The sequence below is a fragment of the Helicobacter saguini genome, from assembly GCF_000762875.2.
Taxonomy (GTDB): domain Bacteria; phylum Campylobacterota; class Campylobacteria; order Campylobacterales; family Helicobacteraceae; genus Helicobacter_A; species Helicobacter_A saguini.
This window is the reverse complement of sequence record NZ_JRMP02000014.1, coordinates 1-26,204: the sequence shown is the minus strand read 5'-3', so window position 1 is coordinate 26,204 and position 26,204 is coordinate 1. Positions and strand designations below refer to the sequence as shown.

At 35.5% G+C, this 26,204-nt stretch carries 22 protein-coding genes; 5 read left to right on the top strand and 17 right to left on the bottom strand.

The window, feature by feature from the left end; all coding sequences use genetic code 11:
* Positions 1 to 81 precede the first annotated feature (81 nt).
* The 7 genes from LS64_RS08670 to LS64_RS13335 all read right to left on the bottom strand — a co-directional run bounded on the left by LS64_RS08670 (position 82) and on the right by LS64_RS13335 (position 8,132).
* A complete protein-coding gene (locus LS64_RS08670) occupies positions 82 to 678 on the bottom strand; it encodes a peroxiredoxin (RefSeq protein ID WP_034572472.1) in 597 nt (198 codons plus the stop codon).
* A gap of 211 nt (positions 679 to 889) precedes the next feature.
* Positions 890 to 2,242, bottom strand: coding sequence for a hypothetical protein (locus LS64_RS08665; RefSeq protein WP_034572475.1), 1,353 nt, complete (start codon positions 2,240 to 2,242; stop codon positions 890 to 892).
* Between the two features lie 116 nt (positions 2,243 to 2,358).
* Entirely contained in the window at positions 2,359 to 2,628 is a 270-nt protein-coding gene (locus LS64_RS08660) for a hypothetical protein (RefSeq protein WP_034572477.1), read from the bottom strand.
* Between the two features lie 42 nt (positions 2,629 to 2,670).
* Entirely contained in the window at positions 2,671 to 3,375 is a 705-nt protein-coding gene (cybH, locus tag LS64_RS08655) for a Ni/Fe-hydrogenase, b-type cytochrome subunit (RefSeq protein ID WP_034572480.1), read from the bottom strand.
* 116 nt (positions 3,376 to 3,491) lie between these two features.
* Positions 3,492 to 5,174, bottom strand: a complete 1,683-nt coding sequence (gene traF / locus LS64_RS08650; RefSeq protein WP_034572483.1) for a conjugal transfer protein TraF — start codon at positions 5,172 to 5,174, stop codon at positions 3,492 to 3,494.
* A 134-nt stretch (positions 5,175 to 5,308) separates the two neighbouring features.
* Positions 5,309 to 6,622 carry a phosphoenolpyruvate mutase gene (gene aepX / locus LS64_RS08645; RefSeq protein ID WP_034574589.1) on the bottom strand — a complete coding sequence of 438 codons (1,314 nt, stop codon included), beginning with the start codon at positions 6,620 to 6,622 and terminating at the stop codon, positions 5,309 to 5,311.
* Between the two features lie 418 nt (positions 6,623 to 7,040).
* Positions 7,041 to 8,132, bottom strand: coding sequence for an aspartate carbamoyltransferase catalytic subunit (locus LS64_RS13335; RefSeq protein ID WP_034573958.1), 1,092 nt, complete (start codon positions 8,130 to 8,132; stop codon positions 7,041 to 7,043).
* Positions 8,133 to 8,319: 187 nt separating this feature from the next.
* Here LS64_RS13335 and LS64_RS08635 point away from each other — a divergent pair, with 187 nt between their 5' ends.
* The gene (locus LS64_RS08635) at positions 8,320 to 8,886 is read left to right on the top strand and encodes a hypothetical protein (protein WP_202391495.1); all 567 of its coding nucleotides are present in this window, start codon (positions 8,320 to 8,322) and stop codon (positions 8,884 to 8,886) included.
* A gap of 50 nt (positions 8,887 to 8,936) precedes the next feature.
* Here LS64_RS08635 and LS64_RS08630 read toward each other — a convergent pair whose 3' ends face one another.
* Positions 8,937 to 9,281 (bottom strand): DUF779 domain-containing protein, encoded by a 345-nt coding sequence (locus tag LS64_RS08630; RefSeq protein ID WP_034573955.1) that lies wholly within the window; start codon positions 9,279 to 9,281, stop codon positions 8,937 to 8,939.
* A 230-nt stretch (positions 9,282 to 9,511) separates the two neighbouring features.
* On the opposite strand from LS64_RS08630, the gene LS64_RS08625 reads away from it, so the two are divergent.
* Positions 9,512 to 12,862: an AAA domain-containing protein gene (locus tag LS64_RS08625; RefSeq protein ID WP_034573953.1), complete on the top strand. Its 3,351-nt coding sequence runs from the start codon at positions 9,512 to 9,514 to the stop codon at positions 12,860 to 12,862.
* A gap of 91 nt (positions 12,863 to 12,953) precedes the next feature.
* Positions 12,954 to 14,525, top strand: coding sequence for a phospholipase D-like domain-containing protein (locus tag LS64_RS08620; protein ID WP_052062737.1), 1,572 nt, complete (start codon positions 12,954 to 12,956; stop codon positions 14,523 to 14,525).
* Positions 14,526 to 14,730: 205 nt separating this feature from the next.
* Here the strand turns inward: LS64_RS08620 and LS64_RS08615 are convergent, their stop codons facing one another.
* From LS64_RS08615 to purE, 6 genes are all read right to left on the bottom strand, one after another.
* Positions 14,731 to 15,351 carry an NYN domain-containing protein gene (locus LS64_RS08615; protein WP_034573951.1) on the bottom strand — a complete coding sequence of 207 codons (621 nt, stop codon included), beginning with the start codon at positions 15,349 to 15,351 and terminating at the stop codon, positions 14,731 to 14,733.
* A gap of 10 nt (positions 15,352 to 15,361) precedes the next feature.
* Positions 15,362 to 17,254 (bottom strand): ATP-binding cassette domain-containing protein, encoded by a 1,893-nt coding sequence (locus LS64_RS08610; RefSeq protein WP_052062736.1) that lies wholly within the window; start codon positions 17,252 to 17,254, stop codon positions 15,362 to 15,364.
* 19 nt (positions 17,255 to 17,273) lie between these two features.
* On the bottom strand, positions 17,274 to 17,540 hold the full coding sequence (locus LS64_RS08605; protein WP_034573948.1) for a type II toxin-antitoxin system YafQ family toxin: 267 nt from the start codon (positions 17,538 to 17,540) through the stop codon (positions 17,274 to 17,276).
* 3 nt (positions 17,541 to 17,543) lie between these two features.
* Positions 17,544 to 17,795: a hypothetical protein gene (locus LS64_RS12810; protein ID WP_034573945.1), complete on the bottom strand. Its 252-nt coding sequence runs from the start codon at positions 17,793 to 17,795 to the stop codon at positions 17,544 to 17,546.
* Between the two features lie 19 nt (positions 17,796 to 17,814).
* Entirely contained in the window at positions 17,815 to 18,306 is a 492-nt protein-coding gene (locus LS64_RS08595) for a DUF3972 domain-containing protein (protein WP_034575189.1), read from the bottom strand.
* A 968-nt stretch (positions 18,307 to 19,274) separates the two neighbouring features.
* Entirely contained in the window at positions 19,275 to 19,793 is a 519-nt protein-coding gene (gene purE, locus LS64_RS08590) for a 5-(carboxyamino)imidazole ribonucleotide mutase (protein ID WP_034573942.1), read from the bottom strand.
* Positions 19,794 to 19,939: 146 nt separating this feature from the next.
* On the opposite strand from purE, the gene LS64_RS08585 reads away from it, so the two are divergent.
* Both LS64_RS08585 and LS64_RS08580 read left to right on the top strand, forming a co-directional pair.
* Entirely contained in the window at positions 19,940 to 20,341 is a 402-nt protein-coding gene (locus tag LS64_RS08585) for a hypothetical protein (RefSeq protein ID WP_052062735.1), read from the top strand.
* An 85-nt stretch (positions 20,342 to 20,426) separates the two neighbouring features.
* A complete protein-coding gene (locus tag LS64_RS08580) occupies positions 20,427 to 21,746 on the top strand; it encodes an ATP-dependent DNA helicase (protein ID WP_034573938.1) in 1,320 nt (439 codons plus the stop codon).
* On the opposite strand, the gene LS64_RS08575 is transcribed toward LS64_RS08580, so the two are convergent.
* From LS64_RS08575 to LS64_RS08565, 3 genes are all read right to left on the bottom strand, one after another.
* On the bottom strand, positions 21,743 to 23,152 hold the full coding sequence (locus LS64_RS08575; protein ID WP_081948403.1) for an acyl-CoA reductase: 1,410 nt from the start codon (positions 23,150 to 23,152) through the stop codon (positions 21,743 to 21,745). The genes LS64_RS08580 and LS64_RS08575 overlap by 4 nt on opposite strands.
* A complete protein-coding gene (locus LS64_RS08570) occupies positions 23,112 to 24,302 on the bottom strand; it encodes a LuxE/PaaK family acyltransferase (protein WP_237416230.1) in 1,191 nt (396 codons plus the stop codon). Before LS64_RS08570 ends, LS64_RS08575 begins: the two co-directional genes overlap by 41 nt.
* The coding region (locus LS64_RS08565) for an AMP-binding protein (RefSeq protein WP_138127309.1) at positions 24,295 to 26,204 on the bottom strand (1,910 nt) is incomplete at its 5' end. The genes LS64_RS08570 and LS64_RS08565, both read right to left, overlap by 8 nt.

Genomic DNA, 26,204 nt, shown 5'->3' with positions numbered 1-26,204 from the left:
TAATAGAATGTGGATTTTTATATCATTGCATAGTTTGTATTTTACATTTTACACTTGCAATAACTAATTAAAACCTATATTCTAAAGCTTAGAAGCATTTTCTTTCAAGTATTCTTTTACGCCATCAGCAGTTGGTTTCATACCCTTTTGACCTTTATGCCAGCCAGCAGGGCAGACCTCGCCGTGCTCTTCAACGAAAAGCAGTGCATCAGCCAAACGCAAAAACTCATCCATATTCCTACCAAGTGGCAAATCATTGATTGTCGCCTGTCGCACGATTTGATTTCTATCAATCAAAAATGTCCCGCGCAACGCAATCGCACCATTAAACAGCACCTCATAATCACGCGAAATCTGCTTAGTAATATCGCTCACAAGCGGAAACTGCACATTGCCGATACCGCCTTGATCCACAGGCGTATTTTTCCACGCAAAATGCACGACATCAGAATCTATTGAAACACCGATAACATTAAAACCCTTTTCAGCAAAGGCTTTCACGCGGTGGTCCATCGCCAAAATCTCGCTAGGACACACAAAAGTGAAGTCTTTTGGCCAAAAGAACAAAATCGCACCATTTTTGCCCAAATTCTTGCTTAACTCAAAATTATCCACGATTTGATTATTTGCCAACACCGCCGGAGCAGTAAAATCAGGCGCCTTTCTTGTAACTAACATATTTTTCTCCTAAAATTTGAAATACATCGCAAGATTTAAAGTTATTGTTTTTATAACTTTTTGCTACAATTTATTATAGAATCTTTATCACAAAAACACAATTTTAAAAATCACGAATACAAAATTTTATCAAACTTTTTTTAATAATTTATTATTATGGATAATTTTTATTAAATAGATTCTATAAATACACTCAAAACTTAATAAATTTTTACGAATTTGTGTATAAATCTACCACTCTGTCGTTTTCAGGTCCGCTAACTACGCCGACTACATTATTTGTAGAATCTGTGGTTTGCGTTGTGGCGTTGTTTGCATTAGCCACGTTTGTAGAATCTTGGGCTGTGTTAGATTCTGTGGTTTGGGCGGTATTAGTCGCGTTTGTAGTGGTTTGGGCTGTGTTTGTCGCTGTGTTAGAATCTTGGGTTGTGCTAGATTCCGTAGTTTGCGATGTAGTGCCACCATCGCCTGCGGTTGCTACTTGCGGCTGGGTGTTTGAGTTAATATTTTGCGTGCCATTAGATTCTGTATTAGAGTCTTGCGAAGTGTTAGAATCTTGCGAATTAGATTCTGCATTATTTGCCGAAGTATCCGCAGAAGCCGGAGCCGAAGTATCCGACGAAGCTGAAGTATCGCTCGAAGCCACATTAGAATCTGCTACATTAGATTCACTAGCCATAGCCGTAGAATCCGCAGGAGTAGGAGACGCCGAAGCCCCCGAAGCAGAAGCCGCCTGCAACGCGCTAGTCAAGCTCGGCACGGCACTTAAAGCCTTCGCACTCTCATTTACGCTTTTTGGCTCAAGCTGCACGCCACTTAGCTGCTCCATGCTTAGCCACTTGTTTTCCATAATTTTGTCAAGTTTGCCCTGCAGCGTGCGGACATTCGTCTCGATTTCATCGCTCAAAGTCGCCACATTTTGCGAAAAAATGTTGATTGATAGCTCATCTCGCAGGTTCAAATTCCGCAGGTTCAGCCGCCCCGTATTTAGCGTGATTTCATCGCCGAAGTAGCCTGGCAAAAACACATTTTTACCCTTGTAAATCGCCCCATCAATAAGGTCGCGAATCTGCACACTGGCGTTATATCGCGTCCGCAAGGCATTGTCATTCAGCGGCGCAAAATTATCGCCCGCCTCAGCGCGATAATTACTCTTAATATCCTTTACAATGCTTTGCACATCGCTAAGCGTTTTTTTGGCGAACTGCAGGGCATTTAGGCGATTTATAAGGTCGCTAGTTTGCTTATCCGCGCTAATTTCGGCATCCGCCACATCGCTATTAGGAATGACACTCATAATATTAAAAGTCTTTTGCACCCCAGCAAATTTTAGTGAATCTTTGGTGCTTTGTGGCTTTGTATTGATTAGATTCTGGGTGTTTTTGGCGTTATTTGTGGCGTTTTGCGTTGCATTTGTGCTGCTTTGTGTTGCGTTTGTCGCGGTGCTATCGGCGTTTGCCTTATCCGCGATGGTTTCTGGGAGCGGACTTCGCGTGTTATTTGGTCCTATGATGTATCGTTGCGTAACGCCACCTGCGATATTAGCTGCCATTTCAAACTCCATTTTTTGTCTTTAATTAAATGGTAAAAAGCAAAAGTGATTCCAAAACTCCGCTTATAGAATCTAGATTCTATATTTTATAGTTTTTAAGATAAAAAGTTTTAGAATCTATATATTTTTTATTCAAAAAATCTCTTTGCTTTAAAAATTTTATCAAGCTGTTCTTTTGATTGTTTTTTATTTTCTTGTAGCAATTCTATCGCTTGAGATATAAGCTCTTTAGCCATTTGTAGATACTCTAACAACTCTTTATTGTTTAAATCTTGCGAAATTTCCATGCTATCAAAAGGCAAATTTTGCGTTAAATCAAACGCCCTTTGACTATCCTTTTCAAGCAAGGCTATTTTCATGGAATCTAGCCAAATTGTAATAGTCTCCATATACTGCATTTCAAATTTCTCACAAAATTTATAGAATCTACATTGCAAATTTTAAATTCGGCGGTTTTCCACATAGCGAATGCCGCTTACCATCGCATCAGCCCCGCCATTTGGATAACGCACAGAGTTCCAAATCACAAGGTAAATATGCACAGGAATGAAAATGATAAACGCCCAAGTGACAATGTGATGAATCGCGCGCACATTAGCCAAGCCGCCAAAAGCATACTCAACCCAGCCAAACAACGCACCACAAAGCGCTCCCAAGCCCTCATGATACACATTCGCATACAGCGAAACGCCTGTCAAACAAATCACAAAAGTTAAGATTCCAAGTGCGAAATATGTGCAGAACTGCAGCGGATTATACGCACCATTAATGTGTGGATGCGGCGCGATAAAAAGATATGCACCGATTGTGCGAAGCCAAATTGCTGGGTTAAAAACCTGATAAATCGAGATACGTTCAGGGCTACTAGATTTGGCAAAAAAGAAAAGATACACGCGGAAAATACTAGCACAAATCAGCACAAAGCCCGCAATGCAGTGAAACGCGCGATAATACGCCTGTAAAAATGTGGTTGGCTCGGCGTTTGCATCCGGCTGCAAAAACGGATATGCGATGTAAAAGCCGCTCGCTATCAAAAAAATAATCATAAAAGCACGCACCCAGTGCAAGAATCTAGTCATCCCACCAAACTCTAAATGCTGCTCCATCTCGCGTTTCAAAGCGATATTTATCTCAGTTTGCATCATTTTTCGTCCTTTCACACTTTTTAAAAGTTAGATTCTATCATAATTTGTAAATTTTGATAAGAAAAGTTGGGTGAAATATTAAGATTTTATGGGTTAATGTGTAAAAATGTAAGTCCCTAAAAACTAAACGAGCCGCCAAGGCGGACATTCGCATATTTTGGTGCGGTATGACCAAAGTAATCTACCCATTTTGTCCCCACTTCAGCAGCTAAGTCAATAAAGCCAAAGAAGTTAAATCCAGCCGTTAAAATCACGCCAGAATCTTGCTTTAAATCATACGCCAAACCAGCCCTTACATCAATATAGCGAAAATCCACTTTCACGCCGCCCCCGACCATTTGGGAGAGCTTATTCCCATAGCTATAATTTAGCACCTTATTTGGCAAAATATCCGCATCAAAGGCAAACGCCAAATACTTCCCATTATACGCAAAGCCCACGCGATACTGCGGGTCAATCACAATTGTAGGCGCAGTATTGAATCTAAATGTCGGCGAATTGACATTTTTTGCCACAAAGCCCAAAGATAGCTGATTGCTCTCATTGACATTGTAGCCAAAATACGCGCCCACATCGATACCAAAAGTCGTGCTAAACTGCGTGCTATTGTTAAAATCCATATCAAAATGCAAATTTTTCCCAAGATAAGTCTCATTAAACAAACTCGCACCATTCATAATCTTAAACGCCGCACCAAGCGAAAGGTTAAACACGCCAAAATTTAAATTATACGCATAGCCAATGGGCAGTTCAGTAAGCGCAAAAATCGAGCTAGTAATCTTGTGTGCGTTACCAGATTCTATACTTGCCATAAGCGAGTATTTTTCATAATTATCCTGCGTAGTAGCCTTAATCGTGTAGCCATTTTCGCCCACTTGCAGCTCATAATACGAGCCATCACTGCCAAAAATTAGCCGCATACGATTAGGGTCGCCAACGAGTGAAACGCCCGCCTGCGTGGTATTAAAAAGCCCGATAGCAAGCGCGCCATACTCTTCATTTATCACTTCGCTAGGGATTTGAAAGACGATTCCATTTTGAGAACGCACATTCATATTATTATTTTTCAACACAAAAAATAGCGTATCAAGGTTGCCCATCGCTTCATCGAGTGCGGCATTATTGCCCTTTTTAATCGTCATACTTGAAATCTGCCCATTTGATACATCAAAGTTGCTCCAGTCAATAGAATCTGCCAAGCCATTAAACATATCTTTTTGCTCTTGGCTCATGCCGGAGTTGTTAATCGAAGTTTGTAGATTTTCTGCAAGTTTTGAGTTATCCGTGCTGCCATTTTGCTGCTGCTGATAAGCTTTCCAAAGAGATTCTAAGTCGTTGTTATTCCCCTGTCCTGTAACGGTTTGTTGCAGGGCTTCGGTTAGGGCGTCTTTTACGCTTGTCACATTAGCATTTCCGGTATTGCCACCGCCAGCATTACCGCCACCTGCGTTTCCACCGCCAGCGTTGCCACCGCCTTGAGATGTCCCGCCAAGCGAGCTTCCCACACTTGAGAGCGTTTTTATCATTTCATCAAATTTGATATTTGATAGCTTATCAAGATTATTTTGGTCAATACCTGCACTAAGGCTATATGCAAAGCGAAACTTCCTTTCACTAGCAATCAATGCAGGGTTATAATAAAGCCCAAAAGGACTTTTAAGTGCGACCCCAGCGCCCCCCATAGACGCAGAGACATTGCCCATAGAGCCAAATTCCATAGCATTTGCACTATTTATATATAAAATACTTGCTATAAAGACACTTAAAATAACGCCTTTTTTGAAAGAAAACCTAGTCATAACTTCCCCTTTTTAGAATCTTTGAAGTTAGATTCTATATTGCAAATATCGTCATTTTTTTTAAACAAGTGATTATAACAAAAATTTATTTACCATCAAAAAATAAGGATGTATATTTGATTTAATTATACATTTTAAATAGTCCCAGGGATTAAGGATAGAATCTGCTTTATACTCATACATTTAGATTCTATCTCCTTGCTCCTATCATGCTCTAAAATGCCTTGTGCTACGCTACTCATCGCTACAAACGCGGAACGCAACATTTGATTTGCATAAATTATAATATTTGCCCCAGCATTTGCTAGATTAGACGCGGTAATATCATTAAAACTTGTCGGCACGACAACCACAGGCGTGCTAGAATCTGCCCTGCGAAACGCATCTAAAAATTCCAAAATCTCACTAGCATCCTTATGCCTTGAGTGTATCATAATGCCATCAGCCCCGCTATCACGATACGCAAAAGCCCTATGCAGCGCATCTTTTTGCCCTTTATTTAGAATCAAGCTTTCAATTCGCGCGATAATCATAAAATCAGTCGTGATTTGTGCGAGCTTACCAGCGCGGATTTTATCACAAAAGCTTTTTACACAATCTTGCTCTTGAGCCACATCATTGCCAAGTAGCGAGTTTTTCTTTAGCCCCGTTTTATCCTCAATTATCACAGCCGAAATGCCCACACGCTCAAGACTTCGCACACTAAAGGCAAAATGCTCGATTTTCCCGCCCGTATCAGCGTCATAAATTAGCGGTTTTGTAGTCACCTCAAAGATTTCATTTATCGTGTTTAGGCGACTTGTAAGCTCGACTGCCTCAATATCAGGCTTGCCACGGCTTGTAGAATCTGTCAAAGAACTACTCCAAAAGCCATCAAATTCAATCTTTTCGCCATTTTTATTCACACTCGCATTTTGTGCGATTAAAGCGGATAGGGCGTTGTGGGTTTCTAGGATTCTAAGTGGGGCTTTTGCGTTTATTAGACGTCTTAGTAATGATAGCCTTGCGTTTGTGGTGATACCTATGGCACGCGCATTTTCATTTAGCTGCGTGGAGCTTATGCCCTCTGTGTAGTGCGGCTCGATTAGCTCTCCCTTGCCTAAATCTTTTAACGTGTCAATCACATTTTGACGCGTAATGCTTTGTCGTCCGTGCTTCCAATCATCGCCATGCACGACAAAATCAGGCTTAATCTTGCGGATATTTGGCTCATAGCTTAGGACTTCTTGTGGGATTACTTTATCGACAAATTTTAGATTTTCGACCACTTCTTTTCGTTGATTATAGTTCATATAAGGCAAGCGTTTATAACTTGCAATCGCCTTATCAGTCAATAAACCTACGATTACTTCGCACTTTATTTTTTCTTTTTTCTCAATATCTTTTGCTAGATTATGTGCGATTTTTAGGATATTTATGTGTCCTGGGTGGATTAAATCCGCCGACATTCCTATGTAGATTTTTTTAGATTCTATATTTTGTAGTTTTAGTTTAGAATCTTTGTTTTGTTTAGAATCTATGTTTTTTGTTTCATAAATCTTTTTAGAATCTTTTTTAGATTCTATGTTTTTATATGTTATTTTAGAATCTTGTTTGCATTTAGATTCTATATTTTTATAATTTTTATTAGACTTTTTAGAATCTTTAGTGTATTTAGATTCTATATTTTGTAATATTTTTGTAGATTTGTTAGGAGTAGATTCTATATTATCATTATGCTTTATATTATAAGAAAGGCATTCACCCCCCCCCCCCCGTAACACTGCACTTACTATTTGCAAGTTTTTTAGAATCTTGTGTAGAATTTTTCATAGTTTTCCTTTGTGTTTTGAAAAAGATGTATTATATCGTATTTTGCTTAAAATATTATAATGTGAAATCCTTACATAAAAATTCCATCACAGACATGCGGATTTTTACGCCATTTTGCACTTGTTTTAGCACTTTGCTACGCGTGTCACTTAGCATTTCATCGTCAATATCGATGTTACGATGCACAGGACCTGGGTGTAGCACGATAATATCGCGGTTTCCTAGTAGCTCACGCGTTATACAAAAGCGATTTGCATAGTCTTTCAAACTGCCATAAATTTGTGTATTGTGCCGCTCTGTTTGGGTGCGAAGAGCCATTATAATATCCACATTATCAATGATTTCTTGTAGGTTGTGCGCGGTTTTAAGGCGCGTTTTGTAAAGAAAATGCGGTGGTCCAACAAGCGTAATATCCACGCCAAAGCGGCTTAAAAGCTCAATATTGCTATTTGCCACGCGCGAATTTTTAATATCGCCAACGATTGCAATGCGTTTGTTTTGCATTAGCTCTAGCCCTTTAATACAGGCTTTTTGTTTTTTTTCTATTAGATTTTGTGAGTTAGATTCTGTATTTTTTTTAGAATCTAAGTTAGAATCTTGCAAGTTTTTAGAATCTTTTTTGCAATCTTGCGACTTAGATTCCATAGAATCTAACGAGTTTTTAGAATCTAAATTCTCTAACTTTTTATCCAAAATATTACTATTTTCATAATATTTCTCCCCAAAGTGCATAGACATCGTGTATAAATCAAGCAAAGCCTGCGTAGGATGAGCGTGCGCGCCATCGCCACCATTGACAATCGGGCAGGATGTAAATTGCGCTAGAAAGTTCGGCGCACCCGCACTTTTGTGTCGCGTGATAATGGCGTGTGGCTGCATCGCATTTAGCGTAGCGGCGGTATCAGCGATACTCTCGCCCTTTGCAGTCGAGCTATTTGCGATGTCAAGGCGAATGACCTCGCCGCCAAGATTTTTAATCGCAATCTCAAAACTACTCAAAGTGCGCGTAGAATTTTCAAAAAAAATCGTTATAAAACGCTTATTTTGCAGGGTTTTATCACGCTCACTAATTTCACTTGTGCGAAGAAAAATATCCTTAATTTCATCATTACTCAAATCATTTGTGCTAATTAAGTGTCTAACCATAGATTTTCTCCTATTGCAGATTCTATAACTTTAAGGTTAAAAATATCGATAATTTAGAATCTATAATTTTCAAAAGTTACATTATAAATCGCCTTAATTTTGGCTTAAAAATTGCTTATTATTATATCGAATTTGATAGAATTATTAAGATTTTATGTGTTGAATCTAAAATTTTTAAAGGGCAAAAATGGCAAAATTTGCAAGCTCAAAGGCTAACTTTTTTATTATTTTTGTTATATTTTTTATAACTTTTTTTAGCTCTTGCTCTAGCTATTTTAGCAAAAGTGCAAATGAGCAAACCCCACCACAGCAACTAGCCCAAAACTCGCGAATTGTGCTACTTAGCGGCAGTGATGACACTTTTAAGTCTCAAAATGTAGCCCAAAATGAAAATAAGGGTGAAAAGCTAAAAATTGCCGTGCGAATGACTTATCTAAACCCACTTGATAGCAGCATTTTCCACAACAGAGAGTATTTTTTCTTAGAGATTTTTAATGATGATGAGGATGTGTTGTTGCCTGATTCTATGCAGGTGAGTATGTTTGGCAGGAAGCCGCTGTGGCTTAGAAAGGTCGATAAAAACGAGCTAGATTCTATGCTAAAACTTGAAAATACTTTGAGTGAAGGCTATCTAATCGCCTTTCGCCCAGCAGGTCCTTTTGAACAAAAGCATATCAAGGTAGTTCTAAATATCGCAACTTTTGAGCCTGCAACATTCGACTTTTCATTCGCCATCCTAAAAACGTATCTGTGATGTTTATTAATCTTAAAAGAATTTCAAAATATCAAAGATTCTATAAATATCTAATTTTTTTGACATATATTAGTATTTAGGACAAAATATTTGTTCTTACCATATTCTAGCGAGTATTCACTACCATTTCCATTTTCTACATAAAGCAAAAAAGTATTATTTTTAAGGAATGAAAAGTGGCTGATATGTGTGTAAATCCCTACATTTTCGACAATTCCTAACAAAACATCGCTATTTCCTAGCTTAAAATCATTTTTTTCATAACATAAAAGAGCACTGCCATCACAGCATCCGCCTGATAAATAAAGTATTAGGCTGTCGTTATTTTCAGCCTTTAATTCCGCTAATAAATCTTTTGCCTCTTGGGTGATTTCTATATCTTGAACTTTTGTCATATATTTCCTTGTATTAGTTAAGTGGATTTTAGGTAATTTTATTTTGCATATAAAATCCAAGCAGGATTCTATCACAAAATTTTATTATTACCTTTAAGATTCCAAACATTCAAACATTTTATAGAATCTAGATTTTAAACGCAAATAAAATATATAAAAATAAGTATAAAAATATTTTTTTTTTTTTTTGTTATAATTATGTCTTTGGTAAAAGATAGCAAGGGGTAAAAATGCAAAAGATTCTATGGAAATATGATGTGATAAGTAGCGATGGGAATGTTATACAGGCAAAGCATAATGATATAACTTGCACGATTTATAGAAAGGCTAAAAGTCCTAATAAAGATTCTAGCAAAAGTTCTAATGCAGATTCTATAAATGAGAATAAAGATTCTATAAATGATATATCTTTCTCAAATAAAATGCAAAATATTGTAAGTTTATCACATAGTAATATTATCCCATTTCACTTTGATGAAGATTCTAATTTTTTCTATTTTATAGTGCAGGATTTTGAAAATATTAAAATTATAGAATCTAGTGATTTTTTAGAATCTAAGTCTGCTTATAACTCGTGGCTTGTTGTAGAATCTTATCAAAAATTAAACTTTCAAAAAGTCCTTGATTGCTTTTTAAGTATACTAGATTGCATTTGTTTTATCCATAATAAAGGGTATTTTTGCGGAGATATTAGCTTGGAAAATATCTATTTAGATTCTAAAAATAATAAGTTTTTACTATCTTTTGGTAAAAAATATTTTTTAGATTCTATGCAAGATGCTAGTGTAAATAATGATATTAAAGATTTCGCCCTAAGTATGCTTAAACTTTACTGCCTTTGTTTAGATATAGATTTTAGTAATAATATAGAATCTATGTTTGAAAGCATTAATCACACTTACGATTTAGAAGATACAGAAAATGAATTTATAGTCTTAATTAAAAGAATGCTAAAAGATTCTAATATCACTTTAAATGAGATTGATACAGAAATTAGAAAAATTTATAACAATGATTATATTAAAAAAGTGTATGAAATTAGATGTCTTGAAAGCACGGTAGAGCATTATTGTGAAAAAAATGGTATTGAAATGTATGAGTTTGACGAGGATATAGAAAATAGAATAGCAGGGCATAAAGCATATATAAGAATGAAATATGATTCTAAAAGAAAGTATGAAAATATTGAAATAGCAATAAATGATTTATTATTTGTGTGTAAGGTAGATGATAATTACACAGATGAATCATATTTTTTCTGCCCTAGAATTGAATTGCCTGAGTTTAAATCAATAGAAATTGACAAAACACAGCAAGATGGATTAGAGCTAAATGAGCATTTTGTAATTAGTATAAATGGCGAAAATAAATATATAGAAAATCGCACAAATGTAGGCTTACTAAAATCAAAAATAAAATATGAATATAGATTAAAAGAGCTAGAAAATAAAGCAAATGCTATTGATATAGAATCTATAAAAACCGAAGAAGATTTACTAGTCGCAGAATATAAAACAATACAAATTAAGAAAAATACAAAAAAGGCTAGATTTATAGATAATAAACGCGGCGCTGAGACTCTAACTTTTGAGCTTATAGAATCTAAAGATTCTAAAGATTCAGTAGAATATGATGAAAATATAGAATCTAGCGACTTTGCCATTAATAAAACGCAAAAAGATTCTAAAAGACGTGATTTTAAACCAAAGGATAAAGTAATCATTCAATATGAAAATGAAAATGAAAAAACAGAAGGAATAAAGGGTGTAATTGAAACTTATAACAATAAAAATAAACACCTAACAATAAAAATAGATTCTAAAGCTACGCATATAGATTATAGAAAAGATATAAAATATTCTATAAGCTATGATTTTCAAGTAGAAGAGATTTTATGGAATAAAAAGAATGGCGCACTAGAATCTTTAAAATCAGGTATGGTGCAGATTCCAAACCTTTTACGAAAAATAAATGACCCAACACAATTAAAAGAAAATGTGCTAGTGGATATAGAATCTTATTTTAATGCTGCGTTGGATGACAATCAAAAAGAAGCAGTGCGTAAAGCTTTAAGCCTTGATACTGAAAGCGAGATTCTATTAATACAAGGACCTCCTGGCACTGGCAAAACCACGACAATTACAGAAATGATATTGCAGCTTTTGCATCGCCATAAGCATTATAGAATCTTAGTTGCCTCCCAAAGTAATCAAGCAGTAGATAATGTGCTAGAAAAACTAGCAAATGATAGCTTTATAAACCAAAAGATTTTGCGTATCGGCAATGATAATAAAAAAATAAGCAAAGTAGGACAAGAATTTATCGAAATAAAAGTGCTAGATAAAATAATTAAAGAAAATATGGATAGAATTGCTAAAAATCCTATACTAGATTCTAAAAATGCAAAAAATCTTAGTGAAAATATAAAGGAAAAATTAGCAAATCTGCAGTATGAGTTTAAAGGTAGCCTGCAAACTATAAGCTCAAAACTATCGCAAAACCCTGAAGTGCTAATATCAAAAGAATCTCATACAGCAACTTTATTTCTAAAAAATATCCGCCTTATTTTTGGGACACTTTTAGGGATTTCAAGTTGGAAAGATTTTAGAAATATTGTCTTTGATGTAGCAATTGTTGATGAAGCGGGTAGGGCTATTTTAAGCGAAATATTAGTGCCAAATATTAAGGCTAGAAAGATAATCTTAGTAGGAGACCATAAGCAATTATCACCTGTGGTAGATGATGAAATTATAGAAAATTTGAGTGAATTTGCAAAAAATAAAGATTTAAAACATAATAAAAAAGATGTAACCACATCGCTATTTGAGCGGCTTTATACGCGTATGGAAAAAGCTAGTGAAAATAAAGAATATATCAAAAATTTTTATCACAGGCTTACATATAATTATAGGGCAGAGCCACGAATTTGTGATATTTATAGTAATGCGTTTTATGATGGAGAGCTAGTTTCAAGTGATTTAGCCACTTATGATAGAGACCATAATCTAAAGTGCTTTAAAAGTAGCGTAGTGTGGCTTGATACAGGCAAACTCCCAAATAAAAATGATGAGCAACAAGGCACAGGAAAAATAAATAGAAAGCACGCAGATATTATCAAAGAAACGCTAAATACGCTAAAAAATAAAAGTAACTTAGAATCTAGCAATATAAAAGACATCGGCATAATCACGCCATATAAAAATCAAATGCAGCTTTTGCAAAAAAATCTAGCAAGTATGATAAAAGAATATGATTCTATAAATGTAAAGATTGATATAGGAACGGTGGATAGCTTTCAAGGGAGTGATAGGGACTTAATCATATATGACTGCGTTAGAAGTGATAAGGCTAAAAATGATAAAGCCGCACAAAAAAAGCGTCAAGGAAGTAAAATCAATTTTATAGCCGATGAAAAGCGGCTAAATGTTTCGCTTTCTCGCTCAAAGCGATTGTTGATTATCGTTGGCGATATGGAGTTTTTAGAATCTGCAAGTGTAAGTGAGGGTGAAAATCCATTTAAAGATATTATTGAATTTATAAGAAAAAATATGGAAAAGTATCAAATTATAGAATTAAGATAGAATCTAGATTCTATAAAATATTTAACCTTAAGGGGTGGTTGGTCGGGCTTTAGGCTATAAAAATATTTTATAAAATTTAAAGGAGCAAACAATGGCAACTAAAAAGAAAAATACAGAATCTAAATCGCATTTCACGCCTGATATGGAATTTCTAACGCATAAATATAGCGACTATTATAATGATAAAAGAGACACAGATTCTATAGAATCTAAGGATACGAGCTATATTTGGTATGATACGCGTGAGCTTTATTATCCATATTATAAAAGCAGAATTAAATATGTAGTAAGTAAAGAAAGTCCGCTGCACCCAATAGTGTTAAGTATTTTTAAGATTTTAGAATATTTAAGCGGCTTAAAGGGAATAAATATTTTAGAAATACTGCAAGATATAACGCAGCTAGATGGCGATATTTTAGGCACAATCATAAGTGAATATCAAAAGCTAGGTTATATCTTAGAATCTGGAGCATTGAGTGAAAAGGGCAAAGAGGCTTTAAAACAGGATAAACAAAAAGAAATAAAAGAAGAAATCGCATACATTTTAAGCGATGGAATCTTGGGCAATATTATAGAATCTAATAAAATAGGAAACATAAAACTAGATTCGACACCAGGTAAAGAAGCAATAGAGCTAAAGCCACAGGGCGATAAACGATTAAGAACGGAAACTTTAAACGATGTATTTATAGAATCTAGCTTTATTGAGGGTGAGGAAATAAATGAAGATTCTAATAAAACATTAAAAACAATGATAATGGAAAAATTAAAAGGCTTAGATTTTATAGAATCTAGTGCAGATTCTAGAGATTCTAAAAATACAGAATCTAAAAGCGATAAAACACACTATAGATGCGACGTGCTAGATATTATAGAAGTGCAAGAGTGCAAGAAATATTTTAGAAAATATATTTGTTTGTTTTATAAAAATATTGAAGGAAATGAAAAGATTCTAGCGATAAATGAAAAGTATTTGCGTGATATAGAAAAAAGCGAAAATCCGCAAAATTTAGAATCTTTAGAATCTTTGGAAGAAAATCTAATTGATAGTAGTGCCACGCAGCGACTTGCAAAGTTAGTGGATAAGTCTTTATTTAAGGCAAAAGATAATAACGCCTATACTGATTGCAAGGAGAAATTTGAAGCGTTAGATTCTAAAGCTATAGAATCTAAACTAGAAATAAACTTAGAAAATGGACATACAATTAGTATGCAAGAGCATAAAAAATATTTTATCTATGTTTTAGAAAATGCAAAGAAAAGCGTGTGTATCCAAAGCCCTTGGGTGCGTGGTCGCATTCTAAAAGAATATCAAAAAGATATAGAATCTGCCCTAAAACGTGGCGTAAAAATCTATATAAAATTTGGCTTAGATTCAAAACATAAAGATGATAAAGAGCCTATGGATAATATCGCGCGCAAAATATTACAAGAATTGAAACAAAAATATAATGATTTATTATTTGTAAAAAAAGATAATTCGCACTCAAAGATTCTAATTTGTGATAGTGATTTTATGATTGTAGGGAGCTTTAATTGGCTTAGTTTTGGCGGTAATTCTAAAGATTCTAAGCTAGACAATAACAACCGCGAAGAAATCTCAAGCATAAATACAAATAAAGATTCTATAAAAAAGGAAAGTGAAAAGTTTTTTGCTAAATAACTCACAATAAAATAAGCACTTTAGCAGAAGCCCATAAATCATAAAATAAGTTTTGATTTAAATACACAACATTTTTACCTATCTTGTGTCTTTAATAATTCTAAGATAAAACATTGTTTAGATTCTAAAAACCGCAATATAACAATATAATCTAGATTTTACAATCTTACGTTACTTTTTATACGATGTTAGAATCTAAACGCGGTTATGCCTTTTTTCTCCCCACGCTCTTTTTTGTTGTGGATTTTACCACTTTTGTAGTGCGTGGCTTTGTGGCTCGTTTGGCAGGGCTTTTGGCTGGTTTTACATCTTCTGGTATATCATTTAGCACGCCCATATCAAGATTTTCTAGTAATGCACCAAAGTCTTCAATCGCATCGCCTGTGCTAGCGGTCTGTGTAGATTTCGCTGGTGTTGGCTCTAGGTTATAGACGACATTGTAGGCGCGTTTTAAAAAGGCTTCATTACCTTTTGAGTATTGATAAAAGCACAAAGATTCTAATCCCTGCTCCCTTACAGAACTTGCTAATACGCCAAATTCTTTATAGTTTGACGCGATAGCAATGGCTTCATACTTTCCGCTATATAGGGCATTTGCGACATCTGCGCTAATATTCATATTTGTGTTAGCTTGTGATGTGCCAAGGACTATTTTGCAGTATTGTCTATCAAGCTGTGGCTGCCAATTTATCAGGTTATCCTTGTTGATATACGCCTTTTTCAAGCACACATTGTAGCCATGATTTTTCAAATAATCAAAAATCACGCTCATAAACGCCACCTCAAGCTTATCACAATCGATAAATAAAGCCAAATTCTTACTCATTCTCTCTCCTTTAAATAGAATTAAAATACTTATAAATCTCTACCATTTTGCGTGTGTAGGCGTGTTTTGGGGCTTCTAGAATCTGCGAAACACTAGCATATTCCACAATCTTTCCACCAAAAATCACCGCCACATCATCGCATAAATTCGCCATAACGCCCAAGTCATGCGTGATTAGCACATAGCTTAGATTTAGCCGCTCTTGCATAGTTGCAAGGAGATTTAGCGTCTCTTTTTGCACGAATTTATCAAGTGCGCTAGTTGGCTCGTCTAAAATTAAGATTTTAGGCTCAAGCACCATCGCGCGCGCTAAGGCTACACGCTGCCGCTGCCCACCACTTAGCTCACTTGGGTATCGATTTAAAAGGTCAATACTTAGCTGTAAAAAGCTAAATGTATTCCTTATTTTTTCTAAAATTGATATTTTATCTAAATTTTGCAAAATTAATCCTTCACTTACCAAATTATATACACTAAATCGCGGATTTAACGCGCTACTTGAATCTTGAAAAATAAGCTGCATATTTTTTCGCATAATTTTAAGATAATTTTTATCAATTTTTCCATTATTTGATAATTCTTTGCCAAAATAAAAGTCTTTGCCACTCGTTTGCAATAGATGCGTGATTCCTAGTGCAAGGCTACTTTTGCCACTGCCGCTTTGCCCGATAATGCCTAGCGTTTTGCCTTCTTGCAAAGTTAGATTTACATTTTGCGTAATGTTTAGAATCTTTTTTCTAAAAAGGGCATTTTTTTTCACTTGCACGCAGAAATTTTCTAGTTTTAAAATCACTTTTGTTTGCTTAGTATTTGGCGTTTTTTGCGGTAGGTGGTTAGCGCTAAAAAGCTTTTTTGTGTAATCTTTTTGCGGTTTTTCATTGCGTTTCAAAATCTCAATAATTTTTCCATTATGAATAATAATATTTTTGTTACAAAAATGCCCAAGTAGCCCTAAATCATGCGTTATGAAAAGGAGTGCAATATTTAGATTCTGTGATTTTTCTTTTAGTAGCTCCGCGATTTGATAGCTAAGATTAGAATCTAGCGCGCTTGTTGGCTCATCGCAAATTATTAGCTTTGGATGTGAGATTAAAGCCATGCAAATAACGACACGTTGGCGTTGTCCGCCACTTAGCTCAAATGGGTAACGATTTAGCAGATTAGAATCTAGCCCTAGATTCTCGCAGGTCTCTTTGATATGTTTTTCCCTTTTGTCTTTGTCGGTATAAAGGGCGTGAATATCCAGCACTTCGGCGATTTGTTTTTTTATTTTATGCAGCGGATTTAGCGAATTTGATGTATCCTGCGGGATATAGGCTATATCTTTCCCTAGAATCTGCTTCATTTTGATTCTATATTTTTTAATGTCGTTAAAATAAAGGTTGCTCAAATCATAATTATTAAAGATAATACTTCCAGATTCTATAATCGCATTAGATTCTAAACTTAGTATAATGCGAGATAGCAAACTTTTCCCACTGCCACTCTCCCCAGCCAAGCCTAAACACTCCCCTACACTTATAGAAAAGCTAATATTTTCTAGCTTAAAACTACTATTTTTAAAACTTGCATTTAGATTCTTAATTTCTAGAATAGGGTGGCGGGCGGGCGATAGGTTGTTAGAATCTAAACTAGATTCTATAACTTTGTTAGAATCTAGATTCTGCAAATCCACAGATTCTATATTTTTTTTAGAATCTTTTTCAATAGTAGTGTTGTGAGCGGCGTTTAGGATGTTAGAATCCAAACTAGATTCCATAAAATTTTTAGAATCTAAATTCACAGAATCCAAACTAGATTTCATAACTTTATTAGAATCTACATTAGTATTTTTAGAATCTATATTTTTAAAAACACCAGATTCTATAACTTCTCTAGAATCTAAATCCACCATTTTACTCATTTTCACCCTTTATAAGATTCTAAAATAAATCGCTATGCGAGCCTATATCCAAACAAATTAAAATCAAATTTATAGAATCTTTTTTATAAATCAACAATAAATCAGGCTTAATATGACACTCGCGAAAGCCGCTATACTCGCCACTTAGCTTATGGTCTTTATATTTAGATTCTAAAATCTCACCATTTAAAAGCTTATTTATCACTTCTTTTGCTTTGTCTTTGTCGTTTTGATTTAGCTTTTTGTATTGCCTTTTAAAGCGATTTGATGGCTCAAATTTATACATTTTCTACCCTTGCAGTAAATCTTTTTCAAACTCTTCAAAGCTATCATAAGTCTTTATTTTCCCTGCCTTTTTGTCATTTTTATATTCTTTTAACGCCGCCTTTAACCCGCCTTTAGATTTCACAGCAGATTTAGATTCTAAAGAAGTTTTAGACTGCATACAATCTCCATTTCTAACCTTAGCATTCGCAAGCCTAGCCATCGCCTTTATCGCCTTTTCCAAATCCTTATTCACATTTTCCACAATTAGTGTCATTTTCTCTCCTTTTAGAATCTTACGTGGCGGAGTTGCTGACGCGACCCCACATTAGCTTGTATTTTCGCTTCACAAATTCGACTTCTTCTTGGGCTTTTTGCAGTTGCTGTTGCAAAAGTTCGATAGTTTTTTTATCATCATCATAGATTTCTTGCATCGATACTAATGCTTCTTTTAAAAAGCTATTTTCACTTTTTACCGCCGCAATCGTCTCATCTTTAGCACTTGTGACCTTTTCATGCAGCCCTAAAATTGTCGCAATCGTCTTTTCGACAAACACAGGGTCTAGCGCATTCCCACTCATATCAAGGGAAACGAGCCGATTTTCAACCTTTTTAATCAGCGCGGATGTGCCTGTGCTAGCCTCGACATAAATCTTGTCGCCATCAATCTTGCTCTTGATAGTTTTGTCGTTGATTAGCTCCATAACCTTGTCTTTTTCTAAGCCTGATAACCGCAAAAACTCATCCAAAAGTAGCCACGTCTCCTGCTTTTGCGCGTTTGCTTTCATAATTTGCTCGTATTTTTCCTGCTTTAGCTCGGCGATACTGCTTTGTGGCTCTTTTGCGGCGATTTTTTCTAAGCCATCAGTGATTTCTTTTGGCAGGGTTTTTTTGGGGGCTTCTTTTGGCGTTAGATTCTGCGGTGGCGTGGGCGTTTGCGTTGCTTGTGGATTCAAAGGCGTTTGTGGCGTTAGATTTGGCTGTGTAGCTTCTTTTAGATTTGGTGGCGTTGGGATGGGCTTTATAGAATCTTTTTGTGGGTTTAGATTCTGTAAATTTGGCGTTTGTGGATTTAGATTCTGTGTGGGCTGTGGTTTTGGCGGTGTTTGGGCGTTAAGATTTTGCGTTGTTTGTGGATTTTGCGGTCTTTGCGTGTTTAAAGGTCGCGTTTGTAAAGGCGTTTGCGTTGCTTGTGGATTCAAAGGTGTTTGCGGTGTTTGAATCTTATTTTGTGTGGCGTTTAGATTCTGTGGATTTTGCGGATTTAAGGGCGTTTGTTGTGTTTGCAACGTTGGCGTTGGTGAAACATTTTGTGAATTTAAAGGCGTTTGAGATTGCAAAGATGTTTGCTGATTTAAAGGTGTTTGCGGATTTAAAGACGTCGGCGAATTAACCGCTGGAGTTTCATCATCAAGCCAACCCTGCATATCCTGCATACTCTCTTTTATCGTTTTGGCGCGTCTTAAGGTCGGCATTTCCGCAGATTCCACCATATTAGAATCTAAAGGAGATTCTAAAGGCTCATTATTTAGAATCTTTTGAGTTTGCTCGACTTGGGCTTTTATCGCATTTTTTTGCGCCTGCAAACTAGCCGTGTTAGATTCCAAAGCCACATTAGAATCCGCCCCAAACCCCCCGCCAAACTCGCCACTAAAGCCGCCGCCAAAGGCTTCATTATTCATCTCTTCTTGCATTTCTTTTATCGTTTTTAACGCCATTTTAAATCCTTTAATATCGCCCTAACAACCCATAGAATCTAGCCTTTCATCTCGCAATCAATGATTTTTCTAATCTCTTTTGTGTCTTCGATTAACTGCTGTGATGTCGTGCTTTTCTCATTTTTTAAAGATTCTAAGACGTGCTTATACTGCGGCAAAAGCGCGAAAATCTGTGCCACAAAATAGCCCGCATTTATCGCCCCAGCCTTGCCTACGCTCATCGTAGCAACGGGCATTCCTTTTGGCATTTGCACGCTTGATAGTAGTGAATCTAGCCCATCTAGCATCCCGCCAGGCAGGGCGACTGCTACAACAGGCTTTAGCGTGTGCGCCGCGATACTCCCAGCTAAGTGCGCTGCCATCCCAGCCGCACCCACAAAGACCTTCGCGCCGCGACTATCGCAGTCTTTGACAATCTCAATGGTTCGCTCCGCACTCCTGTGCGCACTCGAAATATACACTTCATAAGGAATCTCAAATCGCTCCAGCACCACCACGCACTCTTTTACCACCTGCCAGTCGCTCTTACTACCCATAATAATCACCGCAAAGCCCATAATCTTAAAACCTTTACAACCAAAAGTAAATGAAATTTTACTATAAAAATAATTATTTAGGTTTATTGTTAGTCTAATTTATGCAATAGAAATGCGTAATTATATTTTGGATTCTAAAATTTGAGATTTTTAGGGTAGAATTTCTTATGCGAATTTTTGTATTTTTACTTAGTTTTATAAGCTTTTTTTGTATTTGTCTTAATGGGTGTGTAAAAAAAGATTTTATAGAATCTAGGATTGATTTAGGGTCTTTAGGTCAGTTTAAATCAAGTAGTATTAGTAATGATTCTAAAATTACTAATTATAAAGATTTTATAGAATCTAAAAATAAAAAGCCTATGATAGAAATAGCAAAGATTTGTTATAGCTTTTTTGGCAATGAAAGCTATAAAGGATACGAGATTTTAAATATAGAAAATTTACTAAAAAAAGCAAAAGAAACCACAGGGATAAGCGAATTTAAAAATGTAGGAATCTATCTTAAAGAAATCAATATCCTTTCAATTTGGCAAAAACGATGTTTAATTCTAGGTAAAGATTCTAACTAAATATACAAGATGAAATGTAAAAATAAACTAGATTCTAAACTTTTATGACTATAATTTTATTTTATCTTACACAGACGAGTATATTTTGACTAAAGACAAACTAACATTTGATGATATTGTAAATTTGCTAAAGGATAGGGGGCAGGTCTTTTTAACCGGGGCTGGTGGCGTGGGAAAAACTTATAGCGCGAAAAAAATCATACAAAAATTTAACAACACTTTAAAACTAGCCACAACGCAAATCGCCGCACAAAATCTTAATGGTGAGACACTTCATCGCGTTTTTAAGCTAGGATTAAGCAAAGATGCACAAGATTTAGAAGCCTTTGATAGAAAAGGAATAGCACATCTACTAAAAAAGGGCATAAGCTACGAGCAAGCCCTATCTATAAGGCTTTCAAGCCTAAAAAAGATTCTAAAAAACACTGATTTAATCATCATTGATGAAATCTCAATGCTATCAGCCCAGCTCCTTGATTTAATCTATCTTAGATTTAGCCAAGTAGGCATAATAAAGCCCATTTTATTTATCGGCGATTTATTCCAGCTACCGCCTGTTTCAAGACCTGGCGATAGAGTGGGGGCAAATTATATTTTTCACTCGCCAAACTGGCACCCTGTCATTATCGAGCTAACGCAGATTCAGCGGACTGAAGATAAGCAGTTTGCCTTTTATCAGCAGCAAATAAGACAGGGAATCTACACGCAAGATACCCATAATTTTCTAAATAATCTAGTCGCAAATACGCCTGAAAACTACGCAGAATGGAAGCCTACGATTATTTGCGCGACAAATGCACAAGTAGATTCTATCAATAATAATGAGCTTACTAAAATAGATTCTAAGCTTTACACTTTAGAAGGGAAATATACCAACCACACGAGTTTCCCTGATAATAAGGACTTTCCTACGGACGTAATCTTGCATGTGAAAGTGGGCTGCCGTGTGATTTTTTGTAAAAATAATATATTGCAGGGCTACTATAACGGGCTGCAGGGCGTTTTAAAGAGTGTGGATAAGGATAGTTTAAGCATTGAGACTTATGATGGCAAGGTGATTAATGTGTATAAGGAGATTTTTACGCGTTATCACAGCGAGATGAATGGCGATGTAGCGACACATAGCATAGACCACGAGCTAGAGCAGTTTCCCATTCGTTTGGCATATGCGATTACCATTCATAAGTCGCAAGGGATGACAATCGAGCATTTGCATATAAAATTTGATAGAATCTTTGAAGTAGGACAAGCGTATGTCGCAATAAGTCGCGCTAGTAATACAAAATATCTAAAGCTAGAGGGCTTACAACCAAGCCATTTTAATGTTAAAAATGGTGAAGTGATAAATTATCTAAACTCACAAGATGTGATATTTGTGGAGAGGATAGAATCTAATCCATCTTAGAATCTAGAGATTTTGTGGGAGAGGGACGTGATTAGATTGTAGCCATCCCATGTTAGGCTAAAATTGCTTGTTTGACCGATTGGGACTATTCTATCAATGCCTTTTAAGCCTTTTTTTATTATTTCTTGTTGCAAGGTTTTAGAATCTAATCCAAAATAGCTTAGGGTTTGATAGCTTGAATCTATTATGTTAAATAAAGATTCTAAGGAATTTCCGCTACTTTCTATAAAGCTGCCACCGGGCGTGGCGTAGGTTTTTATGCTTTTAGATTCTATAGAATCTAAGTTTGGCACAAAAATTGTGTTGATTAGATTTTCATAATTTTGCACACGCACAGAATCTAAATCTATTGCCATTTTGCACTCATTCACAATCTTATCCAGCGCGATAATATCCTGCATTTCATAGCGATTTTTCACATAAGAAAAAATAGCGCTCCAAAATTTTTCACGCGCTTTTTGCATACAATCTTGTCCAAGCCAAAAGATAAGAAATGGCGAGCTGCACGCATTTTGGTCGTATAAATATGTATCGTTATAAAAATCACGCGCAAGTTTCCCTAAATCTTTAGAATCTAAATTTAAAATCGCACCAGATTCTATCACACAAAGCGAGTAGCGATTAGCAAAGGCAAGTTCCACGCTACGCGGTTTTAATGGGCTAAGTCGCACATTTTCAATCGTTTTATCGCCACCCCAAATAATGCGATTATCCGCAATTTGTGATAACTTGTCATTCAGCTCACGCGAATGTGGATACTGCACGATGCAAATGTAATCTTTTATTACAGATTCTATAGAATCTAAAATGCGGCAAATAATGCGTGTCTGGGCAAAGTCCTTGCTTGAAACACGCACGATATTTGCATTTCCGGCTAACAAACTTGCGATTAAAGAAAAGGCGAAATTTATAGCCACATTTGAAGGGGCAATATGAAAGCTTAAACCGCGTCCTAGCCTTGATTCTACATCATAATGTTGCTTTAATTTTGCCAAATTTGTGCCGCGACAAAAAAAGCCAAAAGTGATAATATCTGGGTAGTTTTTGGCTTCTTTATCTTGCAATATTTTTTGTGATAATTTGTTTAAAAACTCGCAAACTTCGTTATTAAAAGGGCTTAGGGCTTTTAGATTTTGTAAAGATTCTATGTGGTTTATTGCGTTTTTAGAATCTATTTTGGGGAATAATATTTTTATTTCTTTGTCGTTTTTATCGTTTTTGTTGGGTGTAACATTTGTTACTTCCTTAGAATTTTTAGATTCTATAGAATCATTAGAAATATCGTTATTTATGGAATCTTTCTTGGATGTAACATTTGTTACGTCCTTAGAATTGCCCTTAGAATCTTGTGTTTTAGATTCTATATTACCCTTGATATGTGTCGCTGCATCCTCGAATTTCTGCATTTTTTATTCTCCCTTTTATTTCAAAATATTTGCCTTTGCGACCACAAGGGCAGTTATCCACGCCCAAAATCGAGCCTAAATCTTCGCTAAGTAGCAAATGCCCCGGATATGAATGTGGCAAAAGCGAAATCACTTCTAAAATGCCCATTTCGCCTATATCACAAGGGCTAAAATCAACGCTTCGCCGCGTGATAATATCACTAAAAATACTAGCGTGTAAATGCCCACGCTCACACTCCACAAAAATGCTCCCTGTCTGCTCGACCATACCATAATAATCATGCACAGATTCTATACCACACAAATCGCGTAAAGTCGCCTTAAATGCGTCCTTGCTAACGGCTAAGTTTAGAATCTTTTTCCACCCACCGCCATGGATTAACACGCCATTTTTTATATTTAGCCTAATCCCCAAACGCTGTAATTCACTCACAAAATGCAGCCAAATAATAAATGTAAAGCCAAAAAGCAGGATTTTTTCGCCCTTATGTTTAGCTAAAAATGCGTTTATAGAATCTAGTTTTAGTTTCATCTCGCTATCAAGGGCATAAATTTTATCGCTACCAAACATTGAAAAACCAAGCACACCAGCCCCGCGCGCTGAAAACATAGCGCGATTTTTTAGCAGATTTTCACTATCAATTATAATCATAGGCAGACGATTTTTCCCTAAAAAGCTTTGCATAATTTTTGTTAAAGCCTTTGTTTGCAAACTTGAAGTTTTTTTATCTAAATAGATTTTTGAAACGCTTTGCCCACTTGTGCCAGAGCTTGTCATTGTTTTTAGAATCTCTTTAGAATCTATACTTTTTAAGTCGTATTCTTTGAATAATCTAACGGGGAGAAAGGGGTAAGATTCTATACTATTTATAGGGTGGTGGGTGGGCGATAAGGTAGAATTTATAGAATCTTTTTTGGATGTAACATTTGTGCCATCCATAAAATTTGTAATAAAATCAATATTTTTAGAATCTAAATTGTAACCAAACGCATTTAGAATCTTTTTATATTCCTTGCAATTTTGGTAGTGAAAAGAACACAAAGATTCTAAATAATGCGAGTAAAAAATCTCTTTGTCATTTTGCAAAAGCGAAAATGGCTCTATATCAAAAAGTGCGTTTATATCGTAATTTTCAAACATTTTATTCATAATATTTTTCCATTTGCGAGTATAGAATCTTCCCTGATTTTGTGCGTGGGATTTTGTCAATTTCTTTTATTTTCACACAAAAAGGAGCGATTTTTAAAGCGTTACAAATAAATTTTTTTATCTCATTTAGATTGCAATTTTTAGATTCTATAAAAATATATAGCATATCATCAAGCCCGGATGTAACAAGTGTTACATCCTTAAAAGTGGCGTGTAGCAAGGAATCTATTTCATCTAAACTAATGCGTTTTCCCTGCATTTTTATAAAGCGACTTTTACGCCCAACAATGTAATAAAATTTATCTTTGTCAAAATACGCAATATCGCCGGTGTGTAAAATGCCCTTAAAATCATCGCCTTTGCTTAAAGATTCTCTATTTTCAGCATAGCCTAGCGCGACATTTTTACCTTTATAAATTAGCTCACCTTGCTTTTGGCTTTCTTTTATTTTGCAACCTTTAGAATCTAGAATCTCAAACTTACCATTTGGCACAGGAATGCCGATACTGCCTAGCTTTTTAAGAGCATATTCAAATGGCAAGTAGCTCATTCTAGCACTAGCTTCAGTTTGCCCATACATTATGATAAATTTTTTGTTTTCCTTAAGGGCAAAAGTGGCAAATTCCTTTTGCAAATCGCTCCTTAGCTTCCCACCAGCTTGAGTTAGCGTCTTTAAGTGCGGCAAGTTTTTAGTGAAAAAATTTAGCTTTTTTAGCATTTCAAAAGTATAAGGCACACCTGATAGCGAAGTAGCCTTGCTAGATTCTAAAAACTCCCAAAAGCCCTTTTGCATAACGCTAAGTTGCGTGATAGCAACACTCGCGCCAACGCGTAAATGCGTATGCAAAATTGACAAGCCAAAGGTGTAATTTAGCGGCAAAATTAGCAACGCTCTTTCTTTTGAATCTAAATTTAGATATTTGATAATAGAATCTGTATTACTTTTTAGATTTTGATAGCTAAGTCGCACAAATTTCACACTACCTGTAGAGCCTGAAGTGCTTAGCAGCAGGGCTAGATTTTTAGAAATATCGTTACAAGGGCGGTGGGTTGGTGTTTGAAACTTCGCACTTGCACTCTTTGTATCAATCTTACAAATGGGTCGCCCTTTGGGAATAGATTTATACAAAGGGTGCAAGTGCGAAGTTTGCGTTTTAGAATCTTTTAAAATAGGTTGGTTGGTAGGCGTTTGGTTAAAATTATTAGAAATTATAGAATCTTTTTTGGATATAACAAATGTATCATCCATAAATTTAGAATCTAGATTCTGCAAATTTTTAGATTCTATATTATCGTTAAAAATATCGTTATTTACGCAATTTTCTTTGGATGTAACAAATGTATCATCCATAGAATCTAAGCAAGATTCTAAAAGCATATAATTATATTTTTCAAAAATATTTTTAAAATTTTGAGAGAAAAAAGCGTGAGCTAAATTGCTAGGCATACACAAATATCGCGGTTTATAATCATTTAAGATTCTAAGAATAGAGTTAGAATCTAAATCACTAGCGATATTTAAAAGCACGATTTTAGATTCTAATAACGCAGCATAAAAGGCAGCACAGCCGATAGTATTACAGCAAAATATTACGCATAAATCACGCTTAATTTTAGAATCTAATTCACTTGTAAAATCGTTTAAATCCTTGTAAGTAAGCACATTTTCACTATCATCAATTAAGGCGATATTGTCACTAAAATGATTAAAATCAAAGAGTTTTTTGGATTTTATCTTAGAATCCACTATTTTAGTTTCGCTTCGCGAATTGACAGAGTCGCTAGATTCTATAATATTTTTTGGCATTATAGAATCTTTGCAATCTACACGTTCGCAAGGGGGGACAAGGGGGGCTTGAATTGCGAGGTCGCTCCCCCTTATCCCCCCTTGCAACCCCCCAA